The 24,829-nt window shown below is 62.3% G+C and carries 21 protein-coding genes; 11 read left to right on the top strand and 10 right to left on the bottom strand.

What is annotated here, in order from left to right:
• Window positions 1–73: 73 nt before the first annotated feature.
• Both CLAC_RS11815 and CLAC_RS11810 read left to right on the top strand, forming a co-directional pair.
• Entirely contained in the window at window positions 74–904 is an 831-nt protein-coding gene (locus CLAC_RS11815; protein ID WP_053413082.1) for a hypothetical protein, read from the top strand.
• 84 nt (window positions 905–988) lie between these two features.
• Entirely contained in the window at window positions 989–1,906 is a 918-nt protein-coding gene (locus CLAC_RS11810) for a DUF5926 family protein (RefSeq protein WP_053413081.1), read from the top strand.
• 160 nt (window positions 1,907–2,066) lie between these two features.
• Here the strand turns inward: CLAC_RS11810 and CLAC_RS12520 are convergent, their stop codons facing one another.
• Window positions 2,067–3,470 (bottom strand): LCP family protein, encoded by a 1,404-nt coding sequence (locus CLAC_RS12520; RefSeq protein ID WP_156324856.1) that lies wholly within the window; start codon window positions 3,468–3,470, stop codon window positions 2,067–2,069.
• A 130-nt stretch (window positions 3,471–3,600) separates the two neighbouring features.
• On the opposite strand from CLAC_RS12520, the gene CLAC_RS11800 reads away from it, so the two are divergent.
• Entirely contained in the window at window positions 3,601–4,410 is an 810-nt protein-coding gene (locus tag CLAC_RS11800) for a fructosamine kinase family protein (protein WP_053413080.1), read from the top strand.
• A 131-nt stretch (window positions 4,411–4,541) separates the two neighbouring features.
• Here the strand turns inward: CLAC_RS11800 and CLAC_RS11795 are convergent, their stop codons facing one another.
• Entirely contained in the window at window positions 4,542–5,963 is a 1,422-nt protein-coding gene (locus CLAC_RS11795) for an amidase (protein ID WP_053413079.1), read from the bottom strand.
• 33 nt (window positions 5,964–5,996) lie between these two features.
• On the opposite strand from CLAC_RS11795, the gene pheA reads away from it, so the two are divergent.
• Complete coding sequence (gene pheA / locus CLAC_RS11790; protein WP_053413078.1) at window positions 5,997–6,932, top strand: prephenate dehydratase; 936 nt, start codon at window positions 5,997–5,999, stop codon at window positions 6,930–6,932.
• 9 nt (window positions 6,933–6,941) lie between these two features.
• On the top strand, window positions 6,942–7,724 hold the full coding sequence (locus tag CLAC_RS11785; protein ID WP_053413077.1) for a histidine phosphatase family protein: 783 nt from the start codon (window positions 6,942–6,944) through the stop codon (window positions 7,722–7,724).
• A 34-nt stretch (window positions 7,725–7,758) separates the two neighbouring features.
• Here the strand turns inward: CLAC_RS11785 and CLAC_RS11780 are convergent, their stop codons facing one another.
• From CLAC_RS11780 to CLAC_RS11770, 3 genes are all read right to left on the bottom strand, one after another.
• Complete coding sequence (locus CLAC_RS11780) at window positions 7,759–8,325, bottom strand: DUF1707 SHOCT-like domain-containing protein (protein ID WP_245621895.1); 567 nt, start codon at window positions 8,323–8,325, stop codon at window positions 7,759–7,761.
• Window positions 8,326–8,393: 68 nt separating this feature from the next.
• Window positions 8,394–8,738, bottom strand: coding sequence for a metallopeptidase family protein (locus CLAC_RS11775; RefSeq protein ID WP_053413445.1), 345 nt, complete (start codon window positions 8,736–8,738; stop codon window positions 8,394–8,396).
• Between the two features lie 24 nt (window positions 8,739–8,762).
• Window positions 8,763–9,890: a septum formation family protein gene (locus CLAC_RS11770; protein ID WP_053413076.1), complete on the bottom strand. Its 1,128-nt coding sequence runs from the start codon at window positions 9,888–9,890 to the stop codon at window positions 8,763–8,765.
• Between the two features lie 139 nt (window positions 9,891–10,029).
• On the opposite strand from CLAC_RS11770, the gene CLAC_RS11765 reads away from it, so the two are divergent.
• Both CLAC_RS11765 and serS read left to right on the top strand, forming a co-directional pair.
• Complete coding sequence (locus tag CLAC_RS11765) at window positions 10,030–10,686, top strand: LysE family transporter (RefSeq protein ID WP_245621894.1); 657 nt, start codon at window positions 10,030–10,032, stop codon at window positions 10,684–10,686.
• A 67-nt stretch (window positions 10,687–10,753) separates the two neighbouring features.
• Window positions 10,754–12,022 (top strand): serine--tRNA ligase, encoded by a 1,269-nt coding sequence (serS, locus tag CLAC_RS11760; RefSeq protein ID WP_053413075.1) that lies wholly within the window; start codon window positions 10,754–10,756, stop codon window positions 12,020–12,022.
• A gap of 217 nt (window positions 12,023–12,239) precedes the next feature.
• Here the strand turns inward: serS and glpK are convergent, their stop codons facing one another.
• From glpK to CLAC_RS11745, 3 genes are all read right to left on the bottom strand, one after another.
• Entirely contained in the window at window positions 12,240–13,799 is a 1,560-nt protein-coding gene (glpK, locus tag CLAC_RS11755) for a glycerol kinase GlpK (protein WP_053413074.1), read from the bottom strand.
• A gap of 63 nt (window positions 13,800–13,862) precedes the next feature.
• Window positions 13,863–14,612 (bottom strand): MIP/aquaporin family protein, encoded by a 750-nt coding sequence (locus CLAC_RS11750; protein WP_211255357.1) that lies wholly within the window; start codon window positions 14,610–14,612, stop codon window positions 13,863–13,865.
• A 346-nt stretch (window positions 14,613–14,958) separates the two neighbouring features.
• On the bottom strand, window positions 14,959–16,695 hold the full coding sequence (locus CLAC_RS11745) for a glycerol-3-phosphate dehydrogenase/oxidase (RefSeq protein WP_053413073.1): 1,737 nt from the start codon (window positions 16,693–16,695) through the stop codon (window positions 14,959–14,961).
• Window positions 16,696–17,333: 638 nt separating this feature from the next.
• Here CLAC_RS11745 and CLAC_RS11740 point away from each other — a divergent pair.
• Together CLAC_RS11740 and CLAC_RS11735 are read left to right on the top strand one after the other, a co-directional pair.
• Window positions 17,334–18,971, top strand: coding sequence for a 1-acyl-sn-glycerol-3-phosphate acyltransferase (locus CLAC_RS11740; RefSeq protein WP_053413072.1), 1,638 nt, complete (start codon window positions 17,334–17,336; stop codon window positions 18,969–18,971).
• Window positions 18,972–18,977: 6 nt separating this feature from the next.
• A complete protein-coding gene (locus CLAC_RS11735) occupies window positions 18,978–19,838 on the top strand; it encodes a Cof-type HAD-IIB family hydrolase (RefSeq protein ID WP_053413071.1) in 861 nt (286 codons plus the stop codon).
• 69 nt (window positions 19,839–19,907) lie between these two features.
• On the opposite strand, the gene CLAC_RS11730 is transcribed toward CLAC_RS11735, so the two are convergent.
• Window positions 19,908–20,723, bottom strand: a complete 816-nt coding sequence (locus CLAC_RS11730; RefSeq protein ID WP_169750347.1) for a DUF1266 domain-containing protein — start codon at window positions 20,721–20,723, stop codon at window positions 19,908–19,910.
• 188 nt (window positions 20,724–20,911) lie between these two features.
• Between CLAC_RS11730 and CLAC_RS11725 the strand changes: the two genes are divergently transcribed.
• Together CLAC_RS11725 and CLAC_RS11720 are read left to right on the top strand one after the other, a co-directional pair.
• A complete protein-coding gene (locus CLAC_RS11725; RefSeq protein WP_156324855.1) occupies window positions 20,912–21,442 on the top strand; it encodes a hypothetical protein in 531 nt (176 codons plus the stop codon).
• Between the two features lie 2 nt (window positions 21,443–21,444).
• Window positions 21,445–22,299: a hypothetical protein gene (locus tag CLAC_RS11720; protein WP_053413068.1), complete on the top strand. Its 855-nt coding sequence runs from the start codon at window positions 21,445–21,447 to the stop codon at window positions 22,297–22,299.
• Window positions 22,300–22,345: 46 nt separating this feature from the next.
• Here CLAC_RS11720 and CLAC_RS11715 read toward each other — a convergent pair whose 3' ends face one another.
• Entirely contained in the window at window positions 22,346–24,772 is a 2,427-nt protein-coding gene (locus CLAC_RS11715; protein ID WP_053413067.1) for an N-acetylmuramoyl-L-alanine amidase, read from the bottom strand.
• Window positions 24,773–24,829 lie beyond the last annotated feature (57 nt).

The raw sequence follows: 24,829 nt of genomic DNA, 5'->3' as shown, positions 1-24,829 counted from the left end.
CGGGCTCTGTTTGCGGCGGAGCGCGACGTAGGATTGTTTAGGTTCAAGCCGTCGGAGTGGGGAAGTGAGCTCGATGCCCGAGAAGCAGCAGCCGCAGCAAGCGCAGCCGCCGCAGGCACAGCGGTGGGCGCTGCCGCCCGCAGTCACTCGAATCGACATGGCCACTCCTCGCTGGGCGGCCGACGCCTTGGTGAGCAGGCGCGCCGACGGCACCTACCGCTGGGCCGTCGCCGGAGCAATCACGGCCGGCTTATATTCCTTCTTTTCCTGGCTGGGCGTCCAGACGCCGGGCCAGGACTTGCTCGTGGCCGCTCTCGGTCAGTTCGGCGCGTGGTTGGCCGCTTTCGTTGGGATAATCTGCCTGGTCGTGATGGCTTTCTCGGCGCGCCAAGTGCTGCAGACCCTGCGCGATCGCGCCCTCTACGTGCGCCCCGGACTGTCGCGTTCGGCTGCGGACATCCAGACGATGCACATGTGGCCGGTGCGAAACATTCCCGGCCCCATCATCGCGCTGGCGGAATCGGGAGTTTCAGCGGCCATGGGGCCCGGGCGTTTCGTCTGGTACGCAACCTGTCTGCTGTGGCCGGTTGCCATTGGGTGGTTCGTTCTCGCCGATATTGCGCGGACGCACTTTCAGGCGGGCATTGTTACCGTCCTGGCCTTCGCCGCCACCGCCATGACGGCACGGTTGCTCACTCTCGCACTTGCCCCGGAAGACCTGGTCAGGGCGATTCCCACTGCCCGCGGCGACGAGGAAAACGCGCCCGCGTTCTGGTCGAAGGGACTGATCAAGGCGCCCGATGCCTCGGTAGAGCCGGAGCGGATCGAGGACCCGGGCAGCCACGCGAAGAACAGCCCCTTCGAAGGCACCGCCGGGAATTTCGTCGACGACTACTACCGCTAAGAGCTCCCCGAGGACGAAATGTGTGCTGCGGCGTAGGGGGTCGTCGGTAAGCGGGGGAGAGCTGACCCGGTATCCTGTGTTGCTGTGGGAAAGAAATCTCGTAAGAAGAATAACCAGGTACCCGAGGGCATGAGCCGCCGTCAGGCGAAGCTCGCGGCCCGTGCTGCTGAGCGCGCTGCGCTGGTCGGCAACCCGCGCCCGTTCGCCGGCTTCGACGCGGAGGCTGACCTCGTGGCGATCCGCGAGTTCGCCCCGGCCGTGACCGTACCGGTCACCGTCTCCGGTGCCGAGCGCACCATCAAGATCTGCACCGTCCTGCCGGGCGGCGTCGCGGCCCTGACCCGCGCTGCCGACCAGGGTGGCGACGCGCTGGTGGCGCTGCAGACCCAGGCGCGCACCAACGACGGTGCGGCTGACCTGTCGCGCGCGCTTGCGTGGGCTTCCGACGCGGAGGCCGGCCAGCAGCTCGCCGCCGCCACCGATGGCGAGGCCGCCCCGCTTGCCGACGTCCTGACCGGTGTCGACCTGGAAAACATGGTCGTCCACCAGGACTTCGAGTGGTGGCTGCCCGAGGGCATCGAGCGCACCCCGATGATTGAGCAGAACCTGGCCGTCGCCAACGATGCGCTGCTGCCGTCGTACCGCCTGGATGTCAAGGCCTCCGGTGCGGTGTGGTGGATTGATCCGGGCGAGCCCGCGCACATCCGCTGGATCCGTCAGGAAGCGGAGAAGCCGCTGCTGGACGCCCTGGCCCGCATTCACGCTGCGGACAACCTGTCGCTCGGCGAGGGCACCAAGTTCGCCGGCGTTTTCCGCGCCGATGGCCTGCTGGTTCCCGTGTGGGACCTGGACAACACCAAGCCCTACGACCACTGGGTTTCCGCCATCGAGGCCGCCGACAAGCGCATTGCGGAGGCCCTGGCCTCCGATGCGCCGCTGACCGCGGAGGAGCGCAAGTCCCGGGAGACCATCGTGTCCCGCCAGGTGACGCTGCGTAACTAGGCGCGTCATACGCGGAAGGGCAAGCGGTAGATTTTTGCCAGCTTTTTGTAGGAAGTAAGACCCAATTTCACGCTACTTGCTACAAAAAGCTGGCAAAAACAGTAATTACAGGAAATACAGGAAAGCAGGCCTAGGCCGAGTCGTGTGCCTAGCCGCGCCCCTACTTTAAATCATCGAAGAACGCCGGGGTCGCCTGCTCGTCCCAGAGCAGGACGTTTCCGGCGTAGCCGGTGTCCATGTTGCCTGCAGTCGGTACCGTCAGAGAGTCCGAGCCCAGCGCCATGCGCCCGAGCAGCCAGGTCAGGTGCCATACGTGGTCACCATCGCCTACGGAGACCGCCTTTGTACCAGCACCCATCAGGCGAATCATCCGGTACGGGTTCAGCCATACCCACGGTGAGGTCAGGCGGCCCATCAGTGCGCCCATGAATTCGCGCTGCCGCTGCACTCGGTCGAGGTCGCCCTGTGCGGTCGCGCGGGTGCGCACGTATCCAAGCGCCGTCGCGCCATCGAGAGTCTGGCAGCCCGCCTGGATATCCAAGCCGGCCAGGGGGTCATTAATCGGCTCGGCGGGGCAGAGCTCGACGCCGCCGACCGCGTCGACAATGCCCGCGAATCCGCCGAATCCAATCTCCGCGTAGTGATCGATGTGGATGCCAGTATTCTTCTCGACGGTATCGACCAGCAGCTGCGGTCCCCCGAAGGAAAACGCGGCGTTGATCTTGTTTTTGTCGTTGCCGGGGATGTCCACAAAGGAGTCACGTGGAATACTCACCAGCTTTGGCTTTCCGACGAGTGGAATGTGGGCAATCATGATCGTGTCCGTGCGCTGGCCAAAGTCGCCACTGCCCGTAGAGAGCTGGTTAGCCTGCTCCTCGGTTAGACCCGCACGGGAATCCGACCCGACGAGCAGCCAGTTCGAAGCCATCGTGTTGCTGGGGCGGTTTTCCAGATTGGAGAAGGCATCAACGCGGGTCAGCCGCAGGTCCACAATCGCCATGGTGGCGACGAGGATGAGAACGACGATTAGCGCGATTGCTTTGAACCGCATCCTTGGCATGCGGAAACGAGGCATACGTGAGGGGCGCGGCATTCGACGCGATGCGCGGCCTTGCTGCTCCGGCTGTGGGGAAGCCTGGTCGTAATTCTGGGCGTAGCCCTGGCCATATCCCGCATCCGGGTTGTAGCCGCGGGGAGGGAAACGGGAATCGTCGCCGACGGCGCGGGAGCGCCCTGGGTCCTGGCGCTGCTGCCGATAATCCGCCGGAATCGGCTGGATGCGCGTCTCGTTCATGGGCCGCTGCGCCGGTCGCGGTTCCGGGCGATGATGTTCCGGTCGGCGTTGTTCCTGCTGTTGGGGACGACGTTGCTCGGCCCCGTAGGCCCGTTGCCGCGGTTCCGGGCGCGGCGGGAGGGGGCGTCGTGAAGCGTGCTGGCCAGAAGACTTCGGGCGCGCGGGGCTATCCCCGTCTACGCGGCGGTAGATTGGGCGACCATAGCGGTCCTTCAGCGGGCGACCGTAGCGGTCGCGGGCGATGCGCGCGTCATCGAAGTTACCTTCCATAGCAATTAACAATAGGCAAGGGCGCTGCTTAGCGGGAACCCAAGTGGCGATACTGCGCGGGTAGCGCGGGCACTACCTCGGCTAAGCGGGCGCGCCGGGCTGCCCGGCCGAGGAGGCCTACAGTGGAGGCATGTCCGCCAGAAGAGAGGAAAACAACCAGGCCGTGCGTGAGCCGGAGGTCTTCGTCAAAACGAGGCACGGGGCGCCGCGGGACTTCTTCGCATGCGAGGCCGCGGGGCTGGACTGGCTCCGGGAGGGGCAGGGCCACGGTGGGGCGAGGGTCGTGGAGGTGCTCGGGGTGCGCGGACATGCGTTGCGACTTCGCCGCGTGCAATCGTCAAGCGCCGACCCGCAGGCGGCGTTCGAGTTCGGAAAAGCGCTGGCCATCACGCATGACATGGGTGCTGCGGCGTGGGGCGTGGGCCCCGATGGCTGGGACGGTCACGGCTTCTTCGGCCCGCTGGACGAGCCGCTGCGCATGGACCTAACCCCGCGCGGCAGCTTCGGAGAATACTGGGCGAAAGGCCGAATCCTCCCGGCCCTGGCCAAGGTGGAGGGCAGCTACAGCACGCGCCAGCTGCAGGTATTCGACCGGTTGGTGGACAGGCTTACCGACGGCGACTTCGATACCGAGGAGAAACCCTCTCGCGTTCACGGTGACCTCTGGTGGGGCAACCTCATGTGGGATGCGGGCGGGGCGGTGCTGATTGATCCGGCCGCCCACGGTGGGCATCGCGAGGAGGACCTGGCGCTTCTGACTCTGTTCGGGGCATCGCACTTCGACGAGATTCTGCGCGGCTACGAGACGGTGCATCCGGTGCCGGGCTTCGCGCAGCGCCGCGAACTGCACCTTCTCTATGCGGTTCTCATGCACGCCGCGTTGTTCGGCGGCGGCTACGCGGGGCAGGCGCTTAAGATTGCGGAGAAGTACGCGGGGTAGTAGCCATTCCATGCGGCCCTTTAGCGCTCGTTTGTGACTGTAGCGCACGCTCTCGGCTGTTCTACAGTCACAAACGAGCGCTAAAGTCCACGGCGAGGAGAGCAGCGGCTGTAGGCGGCTACAAATTGCAGCTAAACCTCCCAGCAATCGCGAGCAACCCGTAACAATTCCGCCTCCCCACAGCGCACTGCACCGATATTGATGCTGGTAGCGGGCATTGTGGGAGTCGTAGAGTGCGCAGACCCAGCAGTAGACTCAGCAGAAGCCCGCGCACCCACAGGCACCGATAGGCTCGCCCAGCCAGTCAGGTTCCACAGGGACAACCACGGGGTCCAGCGCGTCTGCTCCTCGAAGTCCTCCCACGGCTTAAGCGAAGAAAAATGCCCGATTCGAGGCGGGTCGAAGGCCAGCGTCGGCGTGATCACCGCATCGACGTCCCAACGCCTCCGAATTCGCCCCGGCAATTCCATGCGCTGCGCATGCGTCCGCGCGGCCTCCTCCGCACCAATCGCGCGCCCGGACTCACGAATCCAACGCACCATCTGCGAATAGTCGGCCTCCGGAAGCCGCGCCGCCAACCGTGTAATTGTCCGCCGGAAAATCTCGAAAGCATCCGGCCCCTCCGCATCGTAGGGCCCGGGCACCTCCACCACCTCGTACCCGGCGTTCGCCAGCGCATCGGCCGCCGCCCACACTCCGTTAGCCCATCGCTTATCGACGCCTACCTCAGCGTGAAACGGTTCCACCGTCACGCCAATGCGAAGTGGGCGTGACGTACGCTGCCGATTTCCCGGAGCCGACTGGCCCACGGAAGCAGGCCCGTCACTTGAGGGGAAGGGGACGCCTGCCAGCAGGGCGGCGTCGGAAAGCGAACGGGTGAGAAACGCCGGTGTGGACAGGTGCCCGTGAGTGATGTCGTGGGAGGGCTTGAGCCCGACGAGCCCGCAGCAGGCGGCGGGGACGCGAATGGAGCCGCCGCCGTCCGAGCCAAGCGCCACCGGAACGACACCGGTGGCGACCGCGACGGCGCTTCCCCCGGAGGAGCCGCCGGGCGTCAGTGGCGGAGTCAGTGCCGGGTCGTTGCCCGCAGGAGATTTGGCGCCGAAGTAGGGATTGCGCGGGGCAGGCAGATCTATGGGTTCGGTGTAAGCGGTCATGCCGACCTCCGAGGTGTGCGTCGTGCAGGTCGGCACGGCACCGCGGGCGAGGAGTTTGGCCACGGGCTCGGAGGTCTCGGATGCTCGGAATGAAAGGCGTGCCGAGCCCATCGTGCAGTCCACGCCCTCGATGGTGAATAGATCCTTTACCGCCACCGGGAGGCCGAGAAGTTCAAAGGAGTGCGCGCCACCACCAGAAACGCCAGACTTATCCAGCTCCACCGCGCGCTCCAGAGCACGCTCCGCCAAGGACGCAGCCACGCCGGATTGCTCGGGGGCGCGGGAGGCGGCGTCGGCAAGCGGGGCGAAGTGCCGAGCGACCTCGACCGCGCGCAGCTGGCCGCTTCGGACGGCGGCGGTGAGGGCGCGGGCGGAGGTGTCGGAGGGCAAGGTCATGCATCAAGTTTAAAAGCCCTTTAATCTGTGACTATGACGACCGTGACTTATTTGGGCCCCGCAGGAACCTTCACCGAGCAGGCGCTGTGGAATATGGCGCGTGCGGGAGAGATCGATCCCGCCGGCGAATCCGCAGTCCAGGCCGTGCCCGTGACCTCCCCGGCGGCGGCGCTCGGTGCCGTGCGTCGCGGTGAGGCCGACTTCGCGTGCGTGGCCATCGAAAGCAGCGTTGACGGCCCGGTCACCCCCACCTTCGACGCGCTCGCTGCGGGCCCTGAGCTGCAGGTCTTCCGCGAGACCGAGGTCGGCGTGGTGTTCTCCATCCTGGTGCGGCCCGGCACGAAGCCGGAGGAAGTCCGGACCTTCACCACGCACCCGGTGGCGTACCCACAGGTCAAGCAGTGGGTGGATGCCAACCTTCCGGGCGTGGAGGTCCACCAGGCCAGTTCGAATGCGGCGGCCGCGCACCAGGTAGCCGATGGTATCCACGATGCTTGCGCAGCCCCTGCTCGCGCGGGTGAGCTATTGAACCTCGAAGCGCTGGCCACCGAGGTCGCCGATGTTCGTGGTGCCCGCACCCGCTTCCTTCTGGTCGGCCGCCCCGGCGTGCCGACGCCCCGTACTGGCGCCGACCGCACCTCGGTATCGTTCACACTGCCGAACCAGCCCGGCACCCTCATGCGCGCCATGAACGAGTTCGCCGTGCGCGAGATCAACCTGACCCGCATCGAGTCACGGCCCACTCGCGAGCTATTTGGTCTCTACCGCTTCTACATCGACTGCAATGGCCACGTCGATGACCCGCAGGTCGCCGCGGCCCTGGCCTCCCTCCACGAATACGCCGAGGACCTGCGCTTCTTGGGGTCCTGGCCTGTCGCGGAAGGCGGTCGCCGCAGCGTCATGACCCCGCCACCGGATCTGACCGCGTCAATCGATTGGGTCGACGGTCTCAAGGAAGGACGTAGGTGATCTACGGACATGTCTATCAGCAGTAACTACACATCCGAAGGCCCGATTGGCCAGTCGCCATTTCTCGACGACCGCCCGGACCACCTCGAGGTAATCGACCGCGTTGAGGGGCAGCGCATCATCTTCATCCGCCACGGCCAAACCACCGGTAACGTCGGTCGGCACCTCGACACCGCCCTGCCCGGCGCTTCGCTGACCGATCTTGGCGTGACTCAGGCGCGTGGTCTCGGTCGCATTTTGCTTCCAGGTGCCATGCGCATCAGTGAGATCGTTACCTCTCACGCTCTGCGCGCCCGGCAGACCGGTGCTGGCGCCGTTGGCGGACTGCATCTACTCGGAGAAAACGGCATTCGCCTGCGCCACCAGAGCGGACTACATGAAATACAGGCCGGCGATCTGGAAGGCCGTAATGACCGCGACGCTCATATAGGCTACATGAAGGCCTTCTACGAGTGGATTAGAGGAAACTGGGACTTTGGCTTGCCCGGCGGTGAATCCGGCGAGGACGTGCTGGAACGCTTCCTTCCGCCGCTAAAGGAATTGGTCGACAACGCGGCCGTGCGGGGACGCGATGTGGTCATTGTCAGTCACGGCGCGGCCATTCGTGTCGTATCGCAGTACCTGACCGGTATCGACCCGGAGTATGTCCTTCGCAATCGCATTCCCAACACCGAACGCATCGAGCTGGTGCCGGCAGCGGGGGCCGTCGGCAAGCCTGCCGGCGAGCAGGCCGGTATTGAGGCGGGGGCTTGGGCGGTGAAGCGTTGGGGCGAGAGCCCGCTGCCGGAGTAACGACTAAGTAGGCGCAGAGTTAGGTGACGAAAAGTTAGTGGTTTCCGCGCTGCGCTATCTCCCGGCGCTTCTTGGCTGCCAGGCGAAGACGCTCGGCGCGGCGCTTCGACTCAGACTCGGAGAGCTCATCGAGGATATCTTCGTCGTCATCGCTGATTCCCAGAACCATGCGACCGCCCACGGCGAGGGCAATGGCCAGAATAAATCCGACCCAGGCATCGTCGATTTCAGTGAAAATCAGCAGGCCAATGGTGACGATACTGATGGCGAATGCCAGGCCGTCGACAACCTTTAGCTTTTCGCCCTTCTGGAGTAGCCCTTCGAGCTCTCGCTCAGCATCTGTTTGCTCCACCTCGGCCGATGTTGAGTGAGAGGAAACACTGGAGGTATCCGGCAAATCAGCGAAAAGGCGGTCCAGCTGGGGCTTATTCTGCGCGATTGCTGCGGCCTCGGTCCGCTCGTTGAACTCGTCGACGTCCAGATAACCATCGGCAAAGTAGTTTCCCAGTCGATCCATCGCTTGGTGGCGGTCGGGGTCGCCAATCCTAATTTCGGGCTGCGGGCCGCCAGGCTGCTGCGGGGCGTCGAATTTTTCGCTCACGACCACAGGGTACGTGAGAGGGCTGTGGGGTGACAGGCGATGGGGTGACGGGAGGCGGCCGGCCTGAATTAGGCGTAGCCGAGCCGGTCCAAGTCATCCTCGTCTAAACCGAAGAAATGCCCAATCTCGTGGAGGAGAGTTACGCGAATCTGCTCGATGAGCTCGTCTTCGTTGTGGCTAATGCGACACAGCATGTCGCGGTAGAGGCTGATGACATCCGGCGGACCCCAGTGGTTGGCCTGACGCTCAGTGAGGGGAACTCCCTCGTAAAGGCCCAGCAAACTTGGTACATCCGGGTTGAAAGGCGAAACCTGGATGATGACCTGGTCCAGCTGGTCGAAAAACTCCCGCGGGATACGGTCGATGGCTGCATCGACCAGTTCGTCGAAACGCTCGTCGTTGACCTCAAACACGGTGGACCTCACACACTGCAATCGCTACTGCGTGACTCCCGGTTGACCAGGAGCCGCGTTGGGAGCCGCGCCGGGAGTACTTCCCTGCTCCTCGCGAAGAGGGTTTCGTGGTGGCGGAGCCGCGGGAGGTGCGCCGTCGATAGTGAAGGATTCATTGGCATGGCCGTTGAGGGTCGAGAATCCGCCAGCACCGTTGTCCTTGATTAGCCAGCAGTTCACACTTCGCGAGCCTGACCCCAAGGCCTCGGGTGTGAGTGAGGTCCAGAATGGAATCAGAGTCGAGTTGTACAGCGCGTCGTCGCCGCCGAGGTAGTTTTGCGCCAGGGCCACGCACTCCTGGGAGAGTAAGTCGTTTTGCTCTTGCTCGCTTGGGATGGTTTCGCCGAAGTGGTCGCGCAAATTAACAATGCCAGTCGACTCCATCAGATGGTCCTGTTTGCAGTCCACCTGCTCAATAGAGTTGTCTTCGCTCACGGTGACGCACTTACCCTGCTCGAACACGCGGGCCTGATCTTGCCCGGCAGCGTGCCCGGTAATCTCCGAGGTCGCACCGTCTTGATCGACAACCTGAATGCCGCACAGCATGGTGCGGTCGCCCTTGTCCCATTGGCTCTGCGGCGGAATGATAGGTGCAGAGACAAAGCGTCCCGATCCGTCGTATTTACCGCCTAGATATTCTGTGACGGCCTGGCGACAGACACCGTTTTGCAATGCCACGAGATTTTCCTGTGTCGGGTACTGAGCTTCCTCGCCAAATTGGCCGGGGTATTCCTCCGCCTCGGACATCTTCAGGCGCTTGGCCACCTCATACGCGTGGGCCTGATTGCAATCCACAACGCGGAATCCGGAAATCTTCAGGTCATCGGCGAGGTTCCAGTTCAGGCAGTTGCCGCGCTGAGCGCTGGTGAAGGCCGCAACCTCCTCATCCACCACCGTTGTGGTGGGGCTCGTTGTCTTCCCCCACGATGCTGTCGTCGAATCCTGCCCCGGCATAGTGACCGCTCCGGTCTGGAGGGCAAAGGCCATTCCCGCACCGCCGACGAGCATCGCAGTCGTCAGCGCGCGGAAACCCCAGCCACTCTTTCCGCGGCCGTGGTCCTGTGACCCCCGGTCCTGCGCCTTCGGGGACGGGTTCGTCAATTCATCAGCCATAGTGTCCCCATTGTGCATTGCCTTACGCGGTGTGAACAAGCAGAAGAAAGTACAGACAGCATTAGAATAGTCCGGTACTCGCTACCCCTGAGTGCCTCCCCGACCGAAACCACCCCCTGACGAACGAGGCTTTCATAACGTGCTGACCTGGACCGCAATCCTGAGCCTGCTAGGTGTCCACATCATCGGAATGGCATCGCCCGGACCGGATATCTTCCTGGTCCTGCGCCTGGCAACCAAATCACGAAAGCACGCGATGGCCGCGGTCGTCGGAATCAGCCTCGGAGCGGCAATTTGGATCGTGCTCACCGTCTTCGGTATGGCGGCTATCCTCGCCGCGACCCCGTGGCTCATGGGTGCCATCCAGCTGGTTGGCGGCTGTTATCTCGTCTACATGGGTGTCTCTCTGCTGCGCGTGGGGCTCGCAAGCATCCGCGACCTGCGCGCCGGGGCGAGCCCCGCCATCGGCTCGGCCGTGCTGAAATCGCCCAAGGCAACCTTCCGCCAGGGCTTCTTCACCAACATGTCGAACCCGAAGATTGTCCTTTTCCTCGCGGCGGTGCTATCCCAGTTCATTCCCGCTTCGGCGCCGAGCTGGGTCCTTGTCTTCTGCGCCCTACTTCTGATCGTCTCTCAGGTCGCCTTCTTCTCTCTCATCGCCTTCGTGGTCTCCACAGATGCCGTCGTGAAGCGAATGGTGCTGGCAGGGCCGTGGATTGACTCGGCGGCGGGAGTCATCTTCCTCGCGCTGGGCATCACGCTGGTCACCTCCGGGGCCGGCGCCCTGTTCGGCTAGCGGTTTTAGCGCCCCTTACGCGCCGCCTTTCCTTTGCTTGCCGACGTCACCAGGTACTCTAGGTGTCGTGATTGATCTCAAATTCCTCCGCGAAAACCCCGAAGTTGCCCGCGAGTCTCAGCGGACTCGTGGCGAGGACCCGGCGCTCGTCGACCAGCTGCTCGAAGCTGACGCGAAGCGCCGCGAAGTTATCGCCTCCACCGACGCGCTGCGTTCGGAGCAGAAGGGCTTCGGCAAGAAGATTGGTCAGGCCTCCAAGGAGGAGCGCCCGGCCATGCTGGCGAAGGCCAAGGAGCTTTCCGACGCGGTCAAGGCTGCCGAGGCCTCTCAGAAGGAGGCCGAAGCTGAGGTCGAACGCCTGCAGTACATGATTGGCAACATCGTCACCGGCGCCCCTGCTGGCGGCGAGGACGACTTCGTTGTCTTGGAGGAAATCGGCGAGATTCCGCAGTTCGATTTCGAACCGCAGGATCACCTGGACCTGGGCGTTTCGCTGGGTCTAATCGACATGGAGCGCGGCGTGAAGGTCTCCGGCTCCCGCTTCTACTTCCTCACCGGCTACGGCGCGATGCTACAGCTGGCGATGATGAACCTGGCAGCTCAGAAGGCCACCGAGCATGGCTTCCAGCTGATGGTCCCGCCGGTGCTGGTCAAGCCCGAAACCATGGCCGGAACTGGCTTCCTCGGTGCCCACTCCGACGAGATCTACTACCTGCAGGAGGACGACCTCTACCTGGTCGGCACCTCTGAGGTCGCGCTCGCCGGCTACCACTCCAATGAGATCATCGACCTGTCCGAGGGCCCGCGCCGTTATGCGGGCTGGTCGTCTTGCTTCCGTCGTGAAGCGGGCTCCTACGGCAAGGACACCCGCGGCATCCTGCGCGTGCACCAGTTCGACAAGCTGGAGATGTTCTCCTACTGCCCGCCGGAGCAGGCGGAGGAAGAGCACCAGAAGCTGCTGAATATGGAGCGCGAGATGCTCGCCGCTGTTGAGGTTCCGTACCGCATTATCGACGTAGCCGGTGGCGACCTTGGCTCCTCGGCTTCGCGCAAGTTCGATACCGAGGCTTGGGTGCCGACGCAGAACACGTACCGCGAGCTGACCTCGACCTCGAACTGCACCACCTTCCAGGCGCGTCGTCTGAAGACTCGCTACCGCGATGCAGATGGCAAGACGCAGTACTGCGCCACCCTGAACGGCACGCTGGCGACGACTCGCTGGCTGGTTGCCATCCTGGAGAACCACCAGCAGGCCGATGGCTCCGTGGTAATTCCGGAGGCGCTGCGTCCGTTCATGATGGGCAAGGAAGTGCTGGAGCCAGTTAAGAAGAAGTAACTGGGCGCTTTTGCGGCGGCTTGTTGTGGCTTGCAACGCTATTCCGGCACTGTAGCGCTGGGTAGTGACTCTAGACCACGCTCTCGGCTGCTCTACAGTCACGAGTGTGCGCTAAAGTCGCCGGAAAACGCTTGGGGGCGGGGGATTCGTCTAAAGCTGAAGTGGGCGGTCACGTTGACCGCCCACTTCAATCGCTCTCAGTGAGCTGCCGCTCTAGCTACTGCTTAGGAGCAGCGGCCTCCTCGGCCTCTGGATCCTCAACCCAGCCGTAGGTGCGCTCGACGGCGCGGTTCCACTGGTGGAACAGGCGGTCGCGCTCGGCGGCCTCCATCTTCGGGCGCCACTTCTTGTCAATGGAGATGTGCGCCTTGACTTCGTCCAGGCTCGACCAGAAGCCCACGCCCATGCCCGCCGCGTAGGCGGCACCGAGGGCGGTGGTTTCGATGTTGTTCGGGCGCGTGACATCCACATCCAGGATGTCGGACTGGAACTGCATCAGGAACTCGTTCATGGTCATGCCGCCGTCGACGCTCAGCGACGTAATGGGAGTGCCGGACTCGGCGACCATCGCATCGAGGACCTCGCGGGTCTGGTACGCGGCGGCCTCCAGCACCGCGCGCGCGATGTGATTACGGTTAACGAACCTGGTCAGGCCCACAATCACGCCGCGGGCATCCGGCTGCCAGCGCGGTGCGAACAGTCCGGAGAACGCCGGCACAATGTAGACGCCACCGTTGTCCTTGACGCTCTTGGCCTTGTTCTCGATGGACGCGGCGTTCGGAATCATCTGCAGCTCATCACGCAGCCACTGCACTAGGGCGCCGCCCATGGAGACCGAGCCCTCCAGCGCGTACACGGGCTTTTCGTCGGCAAGCTGGTAGCACACGGTGGTGATCAGCCCGTGATCGGACCACTTCGGCTTCTCGCCGGTGTTCATCAGCATAAACAGGCCGGTGCCGTAGGTGTTCTTGGTGTCGCCCTCCTCGAAGCAGCCCTGGCCGAACATCGCGGCCTGCTGGTCGCCGAGGATGCCGGTGATCGGCACACCAGCCATGGTGCCGCGCGAGCGGACCTGGCCGAAGTTGCCTACCGACGGGCGGATCTCCGGCAGCATTGACACTGGAATACCAATTTCTGCGCAAATGTCCTCGTCCCACTTGAGCGTCTCAAGGTCCATCAGCAGGGTGCGGGAGGCGTTGGTGACGTCGGTGGCGTGGACGGCGGCCTCTCCGTCATTGCCCTCGGCGCCACCGGTGAGGTTCCACAGCAGCCAGGTGTCGATGGTGCCGAAGAGTAGGTCGCCGGCCTCGGCGCGCTCGCGGGCGCCGTCGACGTTGTCGAGAATCCACTTGATCTTCGGGGCCGCCGGGTAGGAGTTGATGCGCAGGCCGGTTTCCTCGCGCCAGCGGTCAGGCCCTTCGTTGCCCATCAGCTGCTTGCAGATATCGCCGGTGCGGGTGTCCTGCCAGACGATTGCGTTGTAGACGGGCTCGCCGGTGTTCTTGTCCCACACGATGGTGGTTTCGCGCTGGTTGGTGATGCCGACGGCCTCAATGTCCTTGGAGGAAATGTCGAGCTCCGCTAGAGCCTCGCCGACAACGCGACGGGTGTTTGTCCAGATCTCCTGTGGGTCGTGCTCGACCCAGCCCTCCTCGGGGAAAATCTGCTTGTGCTCCATCTGCGAGACGTTCACAATCTCGGCGTCATGGTTGAAGACTATGCAGCGGGTGGATGTGGTTCCTTGGTCGATGGCGACGACGTAATTCTTGTAATCCATGATGAAAAATCCTAATGGTGTTGGAGTGGTCGGGGTTGGGCTTTTCTAGTTCCCATCCTCCGCTTAACCGACGGCTACGGCAAGCATGCCGACGGCCGCTGCGGCCAGCATCGGTGCCACGATGGGAACCCATGCGTATGCCCAGTTCGCATCACCTTTTCCCTTGATGGGAAGGATGAACGCGTAGGCCAGGCGGGGGCCGAGGTCTCGGACGGGGTTGATGGCGTATCCGGTGGGGGACCCCAGGGATAGGCCGATGGCGACAACGATGAATGCGACGCCGAAGTAGGTCAGCGGCCCGAGCTCGCCGCCGGAGGGGCCGAAGAGGATGAAGGACAGCAGCACGAAGGTTGCGATGAATTCGGTGACTGCGTTCCAGAAGTTGTTGGGGTGGGCGGGAGCCGTGAAGAAGCAGCCGGTCGTAGCCGAGTTGGCGCCGCTGGGGGTACCGGCATCGTCGTAGGCGTTGGCATCGAAAAGCTGCTTGAAGGCAGCCCAGGCGAGGATTGCGCCGACGAAGGCGCCGATGAGTTGGCCGGCGATGTAGGCAGGGACTAATCCCCAGCTCAGTGAGCCCTTGATGGCGAGGGCGAGCGTGACAGCTGGGTTGAGGTGGCCTCCGCTGGCATCTGCGATGGAGGCACCGGCGTAGACTGCGAGGCCCCAGCCGAGGGCGATGCCCAGCCAGCCTGCGTTTCTAGCAATTGAGGTGCGAAGGTTGATGGCCGCGCAGACTCCGTTACCAAGGAGTAAGAGGATTGATGTTCCGAAAAATTCCCAGAAAAATGCTTGGGATGCCGTGATGGTTTCCATGCGTATAGCTCGCTTCGGTCGAGGGCTAAATGTTTCGCCGTATCGAGACCTCAACGGTCTCGCTTTTATCGGTTTTTAAGTCGTGGGTCAGGGCAAAAAGATCTGCACAAGGGGTAGAAAATGTGCTGAATCGGTTAAGTGTGTGGGTAAAAGAAACGCCGGCGAGATTTTTCAATTTCGCCGGCGCCCTTACCCACGGGGTTATTCAGCGTGGCCGCAATGTTATCCAGGTCACACTGAGGTGTAAAGACTCGGAAGTGCTACCGGGGAGTGGCGCCCCGGCGGCAGGGCTGACCGGATTCGGCCCTGCCAGCAACAATGTCCGGATTGGCGGTCCGATTATGGACTAACGGTCCAGGCTGGTGTCAACGTCCGCGCGGGTCTCAACTGCCTTGGATGCAATCTCGTTGGCGGCCTGGTCGGTCAGCTCGCGCTCGGCGGCGAGGGTAGCCTCCGTGCGCTCGATGAAGGTGTTGATCTCGTGCTCCGTCGTCTCCTTGTCCCAGCCGAGAACCGGGGCGACCAGCTCGGCGACCGAGCGGGCGCTGTCGACACCGCGGTGCGCGTACTCCATGCTGACGCGCAGGCGACGCTCCAGGATGTCGTCGAGGTGCAGTGCGCCCTCGTGGGTCGCAGCGTAAAGGACCTCCGCGCGCAGGTACTGCTCAGCGGCCTCGACCGGCTCCAGCAGGGACTTGTCCTCGGCAGCCGGTGCGAGAACTTCGTAGATCAGGGAGCCGTAGCGGTTGAGCAGGTGGTCGGCCTGCTTCTCGGTGATGCCGAAGTACTCTGCCAAGTGCGGAATCTGGTTGTTCAGGGCGTGGTAGCCGTCGGCACCCAGCAGTGGCACGTCGGCGGTGACTGAGCCCGGAACCTTGCGGGGAACGTCCTGGATAGCGGCGTCGATGGTGTCGGCGCCAATCACGCGGTAAGTCGTGTACTTGCCGCCCGCGACGGAGACCATGCCCGGTGCGACGTGCGCGACGGCGTGGTTGCGGGACAGGTTAGTGGTCGAGTCGGAGTCGCCCTCCACCAGAGGACGCAGACCCGAGTAGACGCCGACGATGTCCTGGTAGGTAATCGGGCGACGGACCTTGGCGTTGACATGGTCGAGGATGTAGTCAATGTCGGCGCGGGTGGCCGCAGGGTTGGCCAGGTTCATCGTCCAGTCGGTGTCGGTGGTGCCGATGATCCAGTAGTCGCCCCACGGGATGACGAAGAGGACGGACTTCTCGGTCACGAAGGTCATTGCGACGGAGCCGTCGAGGGCTGCCTTCGGAACGACGATATGGACGCCCTTGGAGGTGTGGACGCGGAACTTGCCCTTGACGTCGGCCAGCTTCTCAATCTCGTCGGACCAGATGCCCGTGGCGTTGACGAAGACGCTGCCGCGAATCGTGGTCGTCTCGCCGGTGTCGGTGTCGCGCAGGTTGGCGGCGACGATGCGCTCGCCGTCCTTCTCAAAGGAGACAACCTGGGTGGAGGTGCGGACGTCGGCACCGAAGTGCGCCGCGGAGCGCATGACCGTCATAGTGTGGCGGGCATCGTCGACCAGGGTGTCGTAGTAGCGGACACCGCCGACGACAGCGTCGTGCTTCAGGCCCGGAGCCTGCTTCAGCGTTCCCTTGCGCGAGTAGTGCTTCTGCATCGGCACCTTCTTGGCGCCACCCATGACGTCGTAAAGGAAGAAGCCGGAGGCCATGAACGGGCGCTCCCAGAGGCGGTGGGTCAGTGGGAAGACGAAGCGCAGCGGTTTGACCAGGTGCGGAGCCAGGTGAGACATCGACAGTTCGCGCTCACGCAGGGATTCCGCGACGAGGCGGAAGTCGAGCATCTGCAGGTAGCGCAGGCCGCCGTGGAACATCTTGGACGAACGGCTCGAGGTGCCGCCCGCGAAGTCGCGGGTCTCGATGACGGCGGTCTTTAGACCTCGGGTGGCTGCGTCGAGGGCGGCGCCGGCGCCGACGGAGCCACCGCCGATGATGACGACGTCGTAATGCTCGGAGCCGAACTTCTCCCAGACCTTTGCGTGCTGTTCCTTATTGAGGACTGCGGAGGGGGCAGATGCCTTGGGGGCTGACATTTTCCAATCCTTCCCGGGGTGGGGGAGCAGGTAGTGAGTTTTGGGTGGTCCCGGCGCCGAATAACCTGCGCGGGTTAAAGGCTGGGTGACCCAAATTATTTGGTTTGCGGTCGTCGAGACTTCCGCTGTCACTTCCCAACGCTAACAAAGTTGAGGGCCGTGTGGAATAGATAACCTACGGTTACGTAACTATTAAATAGGTGGGTATTTGGTCAGGTGCTCAGCGGTTGCTCAGCTTGGTAAAAGTAACGTTTTACAGGCAAAAACGGGGATTGATCCAAGGGCCTGGGAACCTTTGCAAAAAGTCCAGTGTAACGGTGTAAAGCGGCCCGCGTGTCGGCTGCGGCCGCCCGATAGGGTTACACAAAAACGCTTTATGTATTGACGGAAAAGTGAGAAAAAGCTGATTTTCGCCGTCTCGAAAACACGTCACCAACTCCCCTATAAAGGGGTGTGTTTGTGCGCAGTAAGGGCGGTCGAGAGGCCTTCACCACGCTGCAATTCAGTCACTCCTGCAAACAAATACCTGTTGTTTCCCCACGAAACTATGTTCAGCACCGCGCAGCCGACGGGCCATCTCCGGCGCGACTCTTCTCCTTACTCCTCGCAGGCCAGCGCGGGATTGTAGAGTGAAACTCATGTTTAAGGATCCCGTGTACTTCGCCGTCATCGGACTCGCCCGAACCGTGTTTTTCGCCCAAGGGCTGAAATTCACGATTACCGGCATGGAAAACGTCCCGAAGGACAGTGGCGCAGTCGTCGTGACTAACCACACGGGTTACATGGACTTCACCTACGTCGGCCTGCCGTTCCGCAAGTTCCGCCGCTACGTCCGTTTCATGGCGAAAAAGGAGATCTTCGACCACCCGGTCGCAGGTCCAATCATGCGCTCGCTCAAGCACATCCCGGTCGACCGCACCGACGGTTCGAAGTCCTTCGAGCACGCCGTCCGCCTGCTGGAAAACGATGAGCTCGTCGGTATCTTCCCGGAGTCCACAATTTCCCGCAGCTTCGAGGTCAAGAACCTCAAGTCCGGCGCAATCCGCATGGCGCAGCGCACTGGAAAGCCAATTCTGCCCGTGCTCATCGTGGGCTCCCAGCGCGTGTGGACCAAGGGATATCCGAAGCGCCTTGGCCGCACCAATACCCCAATCCACATGCTTGTTCTCCCGCCGTGGCACCCTGAGGGCGACCCTGCCGAGGCCACTGAGAAACTCCACCAGATTATGGACGAGGGCGTCCGTCGACTCTGGGACGAGTACGCCGCGGCGGAGGGGCCGCTCCCGACCGGTGCGTACTGGGTCCCGGCTCGCCTCGGCGGCGGCGCCCCGACTTTCGAGGAAGCTCAGGCCGAGGATCTCAAGGTCGAGGCCGAGCGTCAGCGCATCCGGCATCTGCGCACGGATCTCGCTGCCTTCGCTGAGAAATTGCGGGAGTCCGGTAGGGAGTTCAGCGCGTCGGCACGCGAATTCGGTGACCAGACGAAGGCGCAGCTGCGCGATGCGACGGCCGCGATGAGCGAGGAGTCGGCGCGCGCCCGCCTGCAGGCGAAGGAGCAGACCAGCGCGATGATGGCGCAGTTCCGCCAGTCGGTCGAGCAGATGGCCGACGAGGTCGCGGAGGGAGCGAAAGAGGGCGCGGAGTCCATCCGCGCGGCGACCGATTCCATCCGCGTGGCCTTCAAGGAGGCGTACGAGCATCTGGAGGAGGCCTCCATCGCAAGTTTCGAGCAGACTCAGCAGAACGTATTCCGCCTAATCGCGCAGTCGAAGTTAATCCGCGATAAACTCCCGCAGCGCGTCGAAAAACTGGTCCACGGGATGCCGAAAACCATCATCCTGGACTACGCCACCGCGCTTGCCGACGACGCGGGCCAGATCCCCGACTCCACCGCGAAGGCGCTGCTGGAGCAGGCCGAGGCGGGCGCGACGATTGTCGTGACGCATGAAGTTGACCAGGTTCCGGACCTGTCTGCGATTTCGGCGGCAGATCCATACGAGGTGGCAATCGAGAAGGATGCCAGCCCGCAGTCCGTAACCAACGCCGTTGCGGTCGCGCTGAGGGAGCTGGCGCGCAAGCCCGGCGAGGCAATGCTGTTCGCAGGCCGCGAGAACTTTGCAGAGGCGCTGATGTACGTTGGCATCCCGGCGGTGATGGTGGACGCGGACTGGCCGCTGATTCGCACGGCGGATTGGGTTGTCGACACGGCGGAGCACGGCGGTGTCGCGGCGGCGCTGGAGATTCTGCGCAAGCGCTTCGAGAAGGGCGACAAGTAGTTCACAGTGACTGAGTCCGGCTTAGAACTCTCTCGACTCGAGACGCTCCGCCCGCTGCTGGTGGCCTCGGATATCGACGGCACCTTTATCAATTCCCGCGACCGCGTCACCCCGCGCCTGCGGGAGGTAGTGGCGAGGATGCTGCGCCGCGGCACCCCGCTCGTGCTGGCGACTGGCCGCCCCGCGCGCTGGCTGGAACCCGTTTTGGAACAGATTCCCGTCCGTCCGCTGTGCGTGTGCGCCAACGGTGCGGTCATCTACGATGCTGGCCGAGACGAGGTCATCACGGCGAAAACGCTGCAGTCGGAGACGCTGCGCTATGTGGTCGACGCGGCGCGCGAGGCGACCGCGGATGTCGGTGGAGTGGGGATCGCGGCGGAGCGCGCCGGGCACTCGGCGCACGATGCCATCGAGGAACTTTTCGTCGTCGCGCCGTCCTACGATCACGCGTGGGACTCCATCGAGCACGGTGAGGTGGCCGAGGAGCAAGTTCTCGGAGCCCCGGCCACGAAGCTGCTGCTGCGCAACTCCGGTATGGATAGCGCTGCTCTCTTTGAGCTGGTCAGTCCCGTTATCGATCCCGAGCGCGCGCACGTGACCTACTCCATGCCCGACGGCCTTCTGGAGGTGTCGGCGCCGGGCGTGACCAAGCGCGCAGGGCTGAAATACGTTGCGGACCTTGTCGGAGCGGCGCCGAAGGATGTCGTTTGCTTCGGCGATATGCCGAACGATATCGAGATGCTTAGCTGGGCGGGTACCGGTGTGGCTATGGGAAACGCAGCCGAGGCCGTCAAGCAGGTGGCAAACGAAATCACCGCCACCAATGATGATGACGGTGTCGCGCAGGTTCTGGAACGCTGGTTCTAGCCCCTGCGCGACAGTCGCTTGCTCCGGGCGGAGCCGAGCCTGGTCAAGCGAAGACTAGGAAGAAATTAGCTAAATCTTTGCTTCAAGCTCGTCAGCGTCTGGATGCAGAGGGACTCGAACCCACGGGGACTTCTTGTCATTGAGCGCTGCAGTGAGAATCTTGTTGAATTGGCAGAGCTCGGCAGGGATGTCCTGGATTTCATCACAAAGCCACATGGCGCGACCCCACCAAAAGCTGCGTGCGACATCTGACCAGGTTGCAAAGGACGCCTGAAGTTCGCGGACCGTGCGAGCGGCAATGTCTTCGTATTCGTCGGGTTCCATCCAACCACAGGACACCGAGCGTCCTGCGAAAGCTTCAATGCGGAGAAGATCCCATGCTCTAGTGGTCTGCGGAACAGTAGGTGGAAGGACAGCAGTGAAAGCCGGATTGAGGCGCAGCTCAATCCACTTTTTGTATTCGGCCGCATCCGTAGGCGGGATGCCATTGGCGCTGAAAAGCTGTTCGAGGAACAGTATGTGGTTGTTGAGAAGCTTTTCGGATTCGCCTACCAACGCGCTGGACTGGTGGAATCGAACGAATTCCTCGCCTAGCTGGAGAAAAGCGTCAAAAATCGGGGTGTGCATCCCCGGACCTAGGATTCTTTCAACAATTCGCCGGGCATCATCGGCATTGTTGACTCCCCAGGCAGAGCGCAAAATTTGTTTCAATTCATCCTGAAATAGCGGATGAAGTTTCGCTGGAGCATCAATAGGATTGTCATCTCGGTACGGCAGGCCGAAACTCGACCGGCGCACTTGATCCGGGTCAGGATCCATTGTGGACCACGAAAAAACCTCGAAGACTTCGGATTGGAATTTTGCCGGTTTGGTAGTCACTGCCATAGCCGCCGAGTTTAGCAGCAGAGAAAAATTAAATAGGTGATTTTGAGTGCGCTGCTGCATAAAATCCTGATAGGAGCGGAGATTTAAAAATTGTCGTGCGGAAGTGAATAATGCTCAAATATTCGCTCGTGTCTCCCAGTCGGCTAAATGGCGATAGTTATTTTCGAATTAGTGTTATCGTTTGGGCCATGAACCGTAGCATCTCAGAGGAAGCTCTCAGAGCCGCAGTAGAAAGATGTGGTGGAGGAGAGGAAGTTACCAACTTCGCTAAGGATTTGGCCGCCGTCCTTGGCCCTAACGAAATCGCACTCGAAATCGTCCAAACCACGGCACCTGGCTTTTCGTCGGCCTGTGCCGTGACTACGGATCGCCTCATCCTGGGTACAGGCAAGGAAAAGGTTGAAGAAGTCCCGCTTGCAAAGCTGACCTACTTCGGTTTTAGGAACGAACAAGAATTGGACCTCGAGCTGCACAGCCTCGAGGCGCGTGCCGTATGGCATGGATTTGGTGAGCGGGGCGCCAGGCGAATTCTCTCCGCACTGAACTGGATTTTCACCTTTTACAAGCAGGCTGATTTGAGTCGGACACCGGAAAAGGGCGTTACAGGCATCTACGACTCCTGGAGCCAAGTGGTGGCACAGGCTCGGGCTGAACAGTGGGAAACCGAAAAGTTTCGCACCAATGTGGTGCCGGTACTTGCGAATAGCAGGTGGTGGTGACAATGCAGCAGCTTCCTAACGGAACAATTTACCCGGGTGCGCCGGAAGAAACTCATGGCCCCGATTCCCTTCCCGCTCCCCCAAAGCGCCGCGGCACAGTTCTGTCTGTGACGGCGCTGCGCGAAAAGAACTTGGAGAAAACAAACTCCTCCGGCGAGCAAGATAAGGCGACATCGAATTCTGGCAATGCAGCAAGTAATTCGGATGCCCAGCAGCTGGGTTATTTCGAAAAAATGTCGACGCCGAAAAAGCTCTTACTCTTTGTAGCGATTTTGGTAGTCGTTGTCGTCGCCGCCATGATTGCTACTTCGGTCAAGAAGTCAGTATTCTCCAGCGGCTCAGACTCGCCAAATTCCTCAATATCTCAGCCGGCAGATTTAGCCGGTAATAATGGAGCTTCCAATAGCAATGGCGGCGCAAAAACAGGTTCGGGCGCTATGCAGGGCGACCATTTGTCTCCCGCGAAAGTCCCTGAACAAATAAGTCCGGTATTGCGAGATGCTAATCCGAACTGCTTCAATTACTCTGTTTCCATTTATACCGGTGATATGCCGGAGTTTCCGGGTGTTACTTGTTCTACCTTGTCGAACCCCGTAGCAAGCCTGCAATTGGCGCAGGTGGTTGAGGATAAGGCGGCTGCCGAAGAATTCTTCGGTGGAAAGTCCGTTCTGGAGGAAGTGCCAATTGATGCATCTGCCCCGGAAGGAATGCAGATTCGCGCGGTTAGCGCTGGTGATGCCTCGACTTTTGTCGGAGTTAAACAGCCTGATGGATCGCTAGTTGTCTATCAATTCTCCGGAAAGATTGAAGGCCCTGACCTGGAAAATCGACTCCGTGAACTCAAGGTTATCGAATAGCCAGGGCAGGGCAATCTTACTAACTTTTCAGCACCACTCGGCGCCGCTACTTCAGCTCAGTTTTGGTCTCTCCTGTGCTGCGGTCTAGCGTAATTGTTCCGTTTTGGAATTCAGCGCGCTCGGTGTTTCCATCGACGGTCTGTGTCGAAGTCGGTGCGCCCAGCTTGCCAATCTCGAAGCCCTGCTTCGCCCACTCGTCGGCAATCTTGCCCCAGATAGCGTGGGTTCCGGTGGTTTCGGAATCGGTGATGACACCGTTGGAGAACTTCACGTAGCGCAGCGGATCCGCCTTGCCGTCGCCGTTGGACACGGTCGCGCCGTTCTGGATGCCGGACATCGCATATCCGAGTACGGAGCCGAGCTCCTCGGAGACCTTGCGCCATTCCGCGGCCAGGTCGTTCTGCTCGTTGATCGAGATGATCTTCTCCACCAGAATCGGCAGGTCAGCGATGGACGGGCCGTTTTCAACGCTGCGTCCGACAGCCTCGAGGACAGCATCCGCGGTTGAGCCGAGGCCCGGTGCGCCGAGCATGCCTAGCGCGGAGGCGAGCATCGAGCGCGCTCCGGAGATGTAGTCCAGGGCGTAGTCCGCGCTTGTGGTCGGCTCGGAGCTTCCGCTTGTGCCTTCGCTCGCACTTCCGCTTGCCGACGGCTCGTTGTCAGCTGCCGACGCGCCCGAGCTAGTCGTGGCCGAGCTGTTAGCCGAGCTGCTAGCGCTCTTGCTGGTGGGCTCGGCGGAGGAAGTGGTCGAGGTCGAAGAGGACGACGATGACGATGCGGAAGAAGACTTCTTCTCATTCTTCTCGGAAGAGTTGTTGCTCACCGTGTCGGTGTCGATGCCGACACCCTTGGCGATCTCCTCGAGCTTGTCCTTCGGAACCTGCAGGTTGCTCTCGCCGGTCGGGCTCTTGTTCTCGGTATTTCCGCTGGCCAGGTTGTTGAACTTCTTCTCCGCGATATTGCGGATAGAGTCCATCTGGGCGTATCCGGCATCACCCGGGCAGGTGGTGTTGCCGACGTCGCGGTGCGCGAAAATGTGTGGCAAGGTCACCTGGGTGCCGTAGGCGTATTTGGAGTAGTTCGTGCCGCCGGAGGTCATCTGCATCGAGCCCTTTGGCTTGATTCCGGCGACCTTCAAGCGCCAACCAATCATGTTGCCGACGGCGTTAATCATCGCCTGGCTCGGGGCCACGGAGGTGTAGTTACCCATCATCGAGATGCCGAAGGTTCCGGTGTTGAAGCCACCGGCGTGAGCGCCCTGGACGTTCTTGTCCAACCCGCCGTAGCGGCCCTCGTAGATGTTGCCGAACTTGTCGACCAGGGCGTTGTATCCGATATCGCACCAGCCCAGAGTCTGCGCGTGGTACTGGTAGATGCCGCGGACAATGCCGGCGGCCTGCGCCTGCGTGTAATTGTTCGAGCCCGCCGTGTGGTGAACGGTCGCGCCGACCAGCTTATCGTCGTAGTCAGGACCCTGGCAGCGTTGGGACTCGTTGGCACCCCAACCTGCGCGGGTGATCACCTTGGGCATACCGGTGACGTTCTTGGCGTCCACGATCGGGTCGATTGCCGATGCCGCGGCCTGGCCGTCGATAAGCACTGCGTCGACCTGGTCGAGCGGCAGCTCATCGGCGACCGGGGTGATGTCTGCCCACTTCACGGGGGCCGAAGGGGAGTCGCCTGCCGACGGCACCACGGTGCCGGTCTCCTTCGGTGCGGCGGGGTCGTCCTGGGCGTCCTCGGGAGCGGCATCCGGGGTCTGCTGGTAGAAACTCTCGACGGTTTCACCGACGGCCTTGGCCGCCTCGCCGACCTTTTCGGTTGCCTTCTTTGCGGCCTCTCCGGCTGCCTTCGGGGCGGACGGAGATCCATCGTGGGAGACGTCGCCGACGTTGATGTCGAGCTTGGACAGGTCCAGCTTGTCGGCACCCTCAATGTCCTCGAAATTCACACCGGAGCCGGGGCCGAAGATGTTGAAGCCGTGGGTGGAGACCTGGACGCGCTTGGTGGGCTCGATGAATACGAGCTCGGTGCCGTTTAGGCCGTTGCCGTTGCCCTCGGCGGGGTACTCGGGGTCGGCCTCAAACCAGTCGGACCAGGTGCCGTCGGCGCGCTGGGCGCGGACGAAGCTGGCGACGTCGGCGCTTCCGTGCCAGGTCAGGGCGAACTGGGAGAACTCCGTATCGGAAGTGATCTCCTTGACCACTCCGCGGTTCGGGTGGACGTCGTCGATGAGGCCCTGCGTGGCGATTGCCGCGTCCTCGACGAGGACGGAGGCGCTCTTCGCCAGCGAGACGGTCTTCACGGCTGCGTCAACGGGGCCGGAGCCACCGTCCTGGACGAGCTCGAAGGCCTTGCCCGCACCGATTGCCAGGACTGGCGTTGCGGCGAGCGCGGCCACAGAGGTCAGCACCAGTGACTTCTTTGCGTTTGCGCGACGATTGATGCGGCGGCGACTGAACCGACTAAACACTGTCAAAACTCCTGGGTGTGAGGGGAAGTTTTACCTAGCAGGGGCGGGGCTGGTGAG

The organism is Corynebacterium lactis RW2-5 (genome assembly GCF_001274895.1).
GTDB lineage: Bacteria > Actinomycetota > Actinomycetes > Mycobacteriales > Mycobacteriaceae > Corynebacterium > Corynebacterium lactis.
Note: the sequence above shows the minus strand (reverse complement) of the source record. Positions and strands in the feature narration are given on the sequence as shown.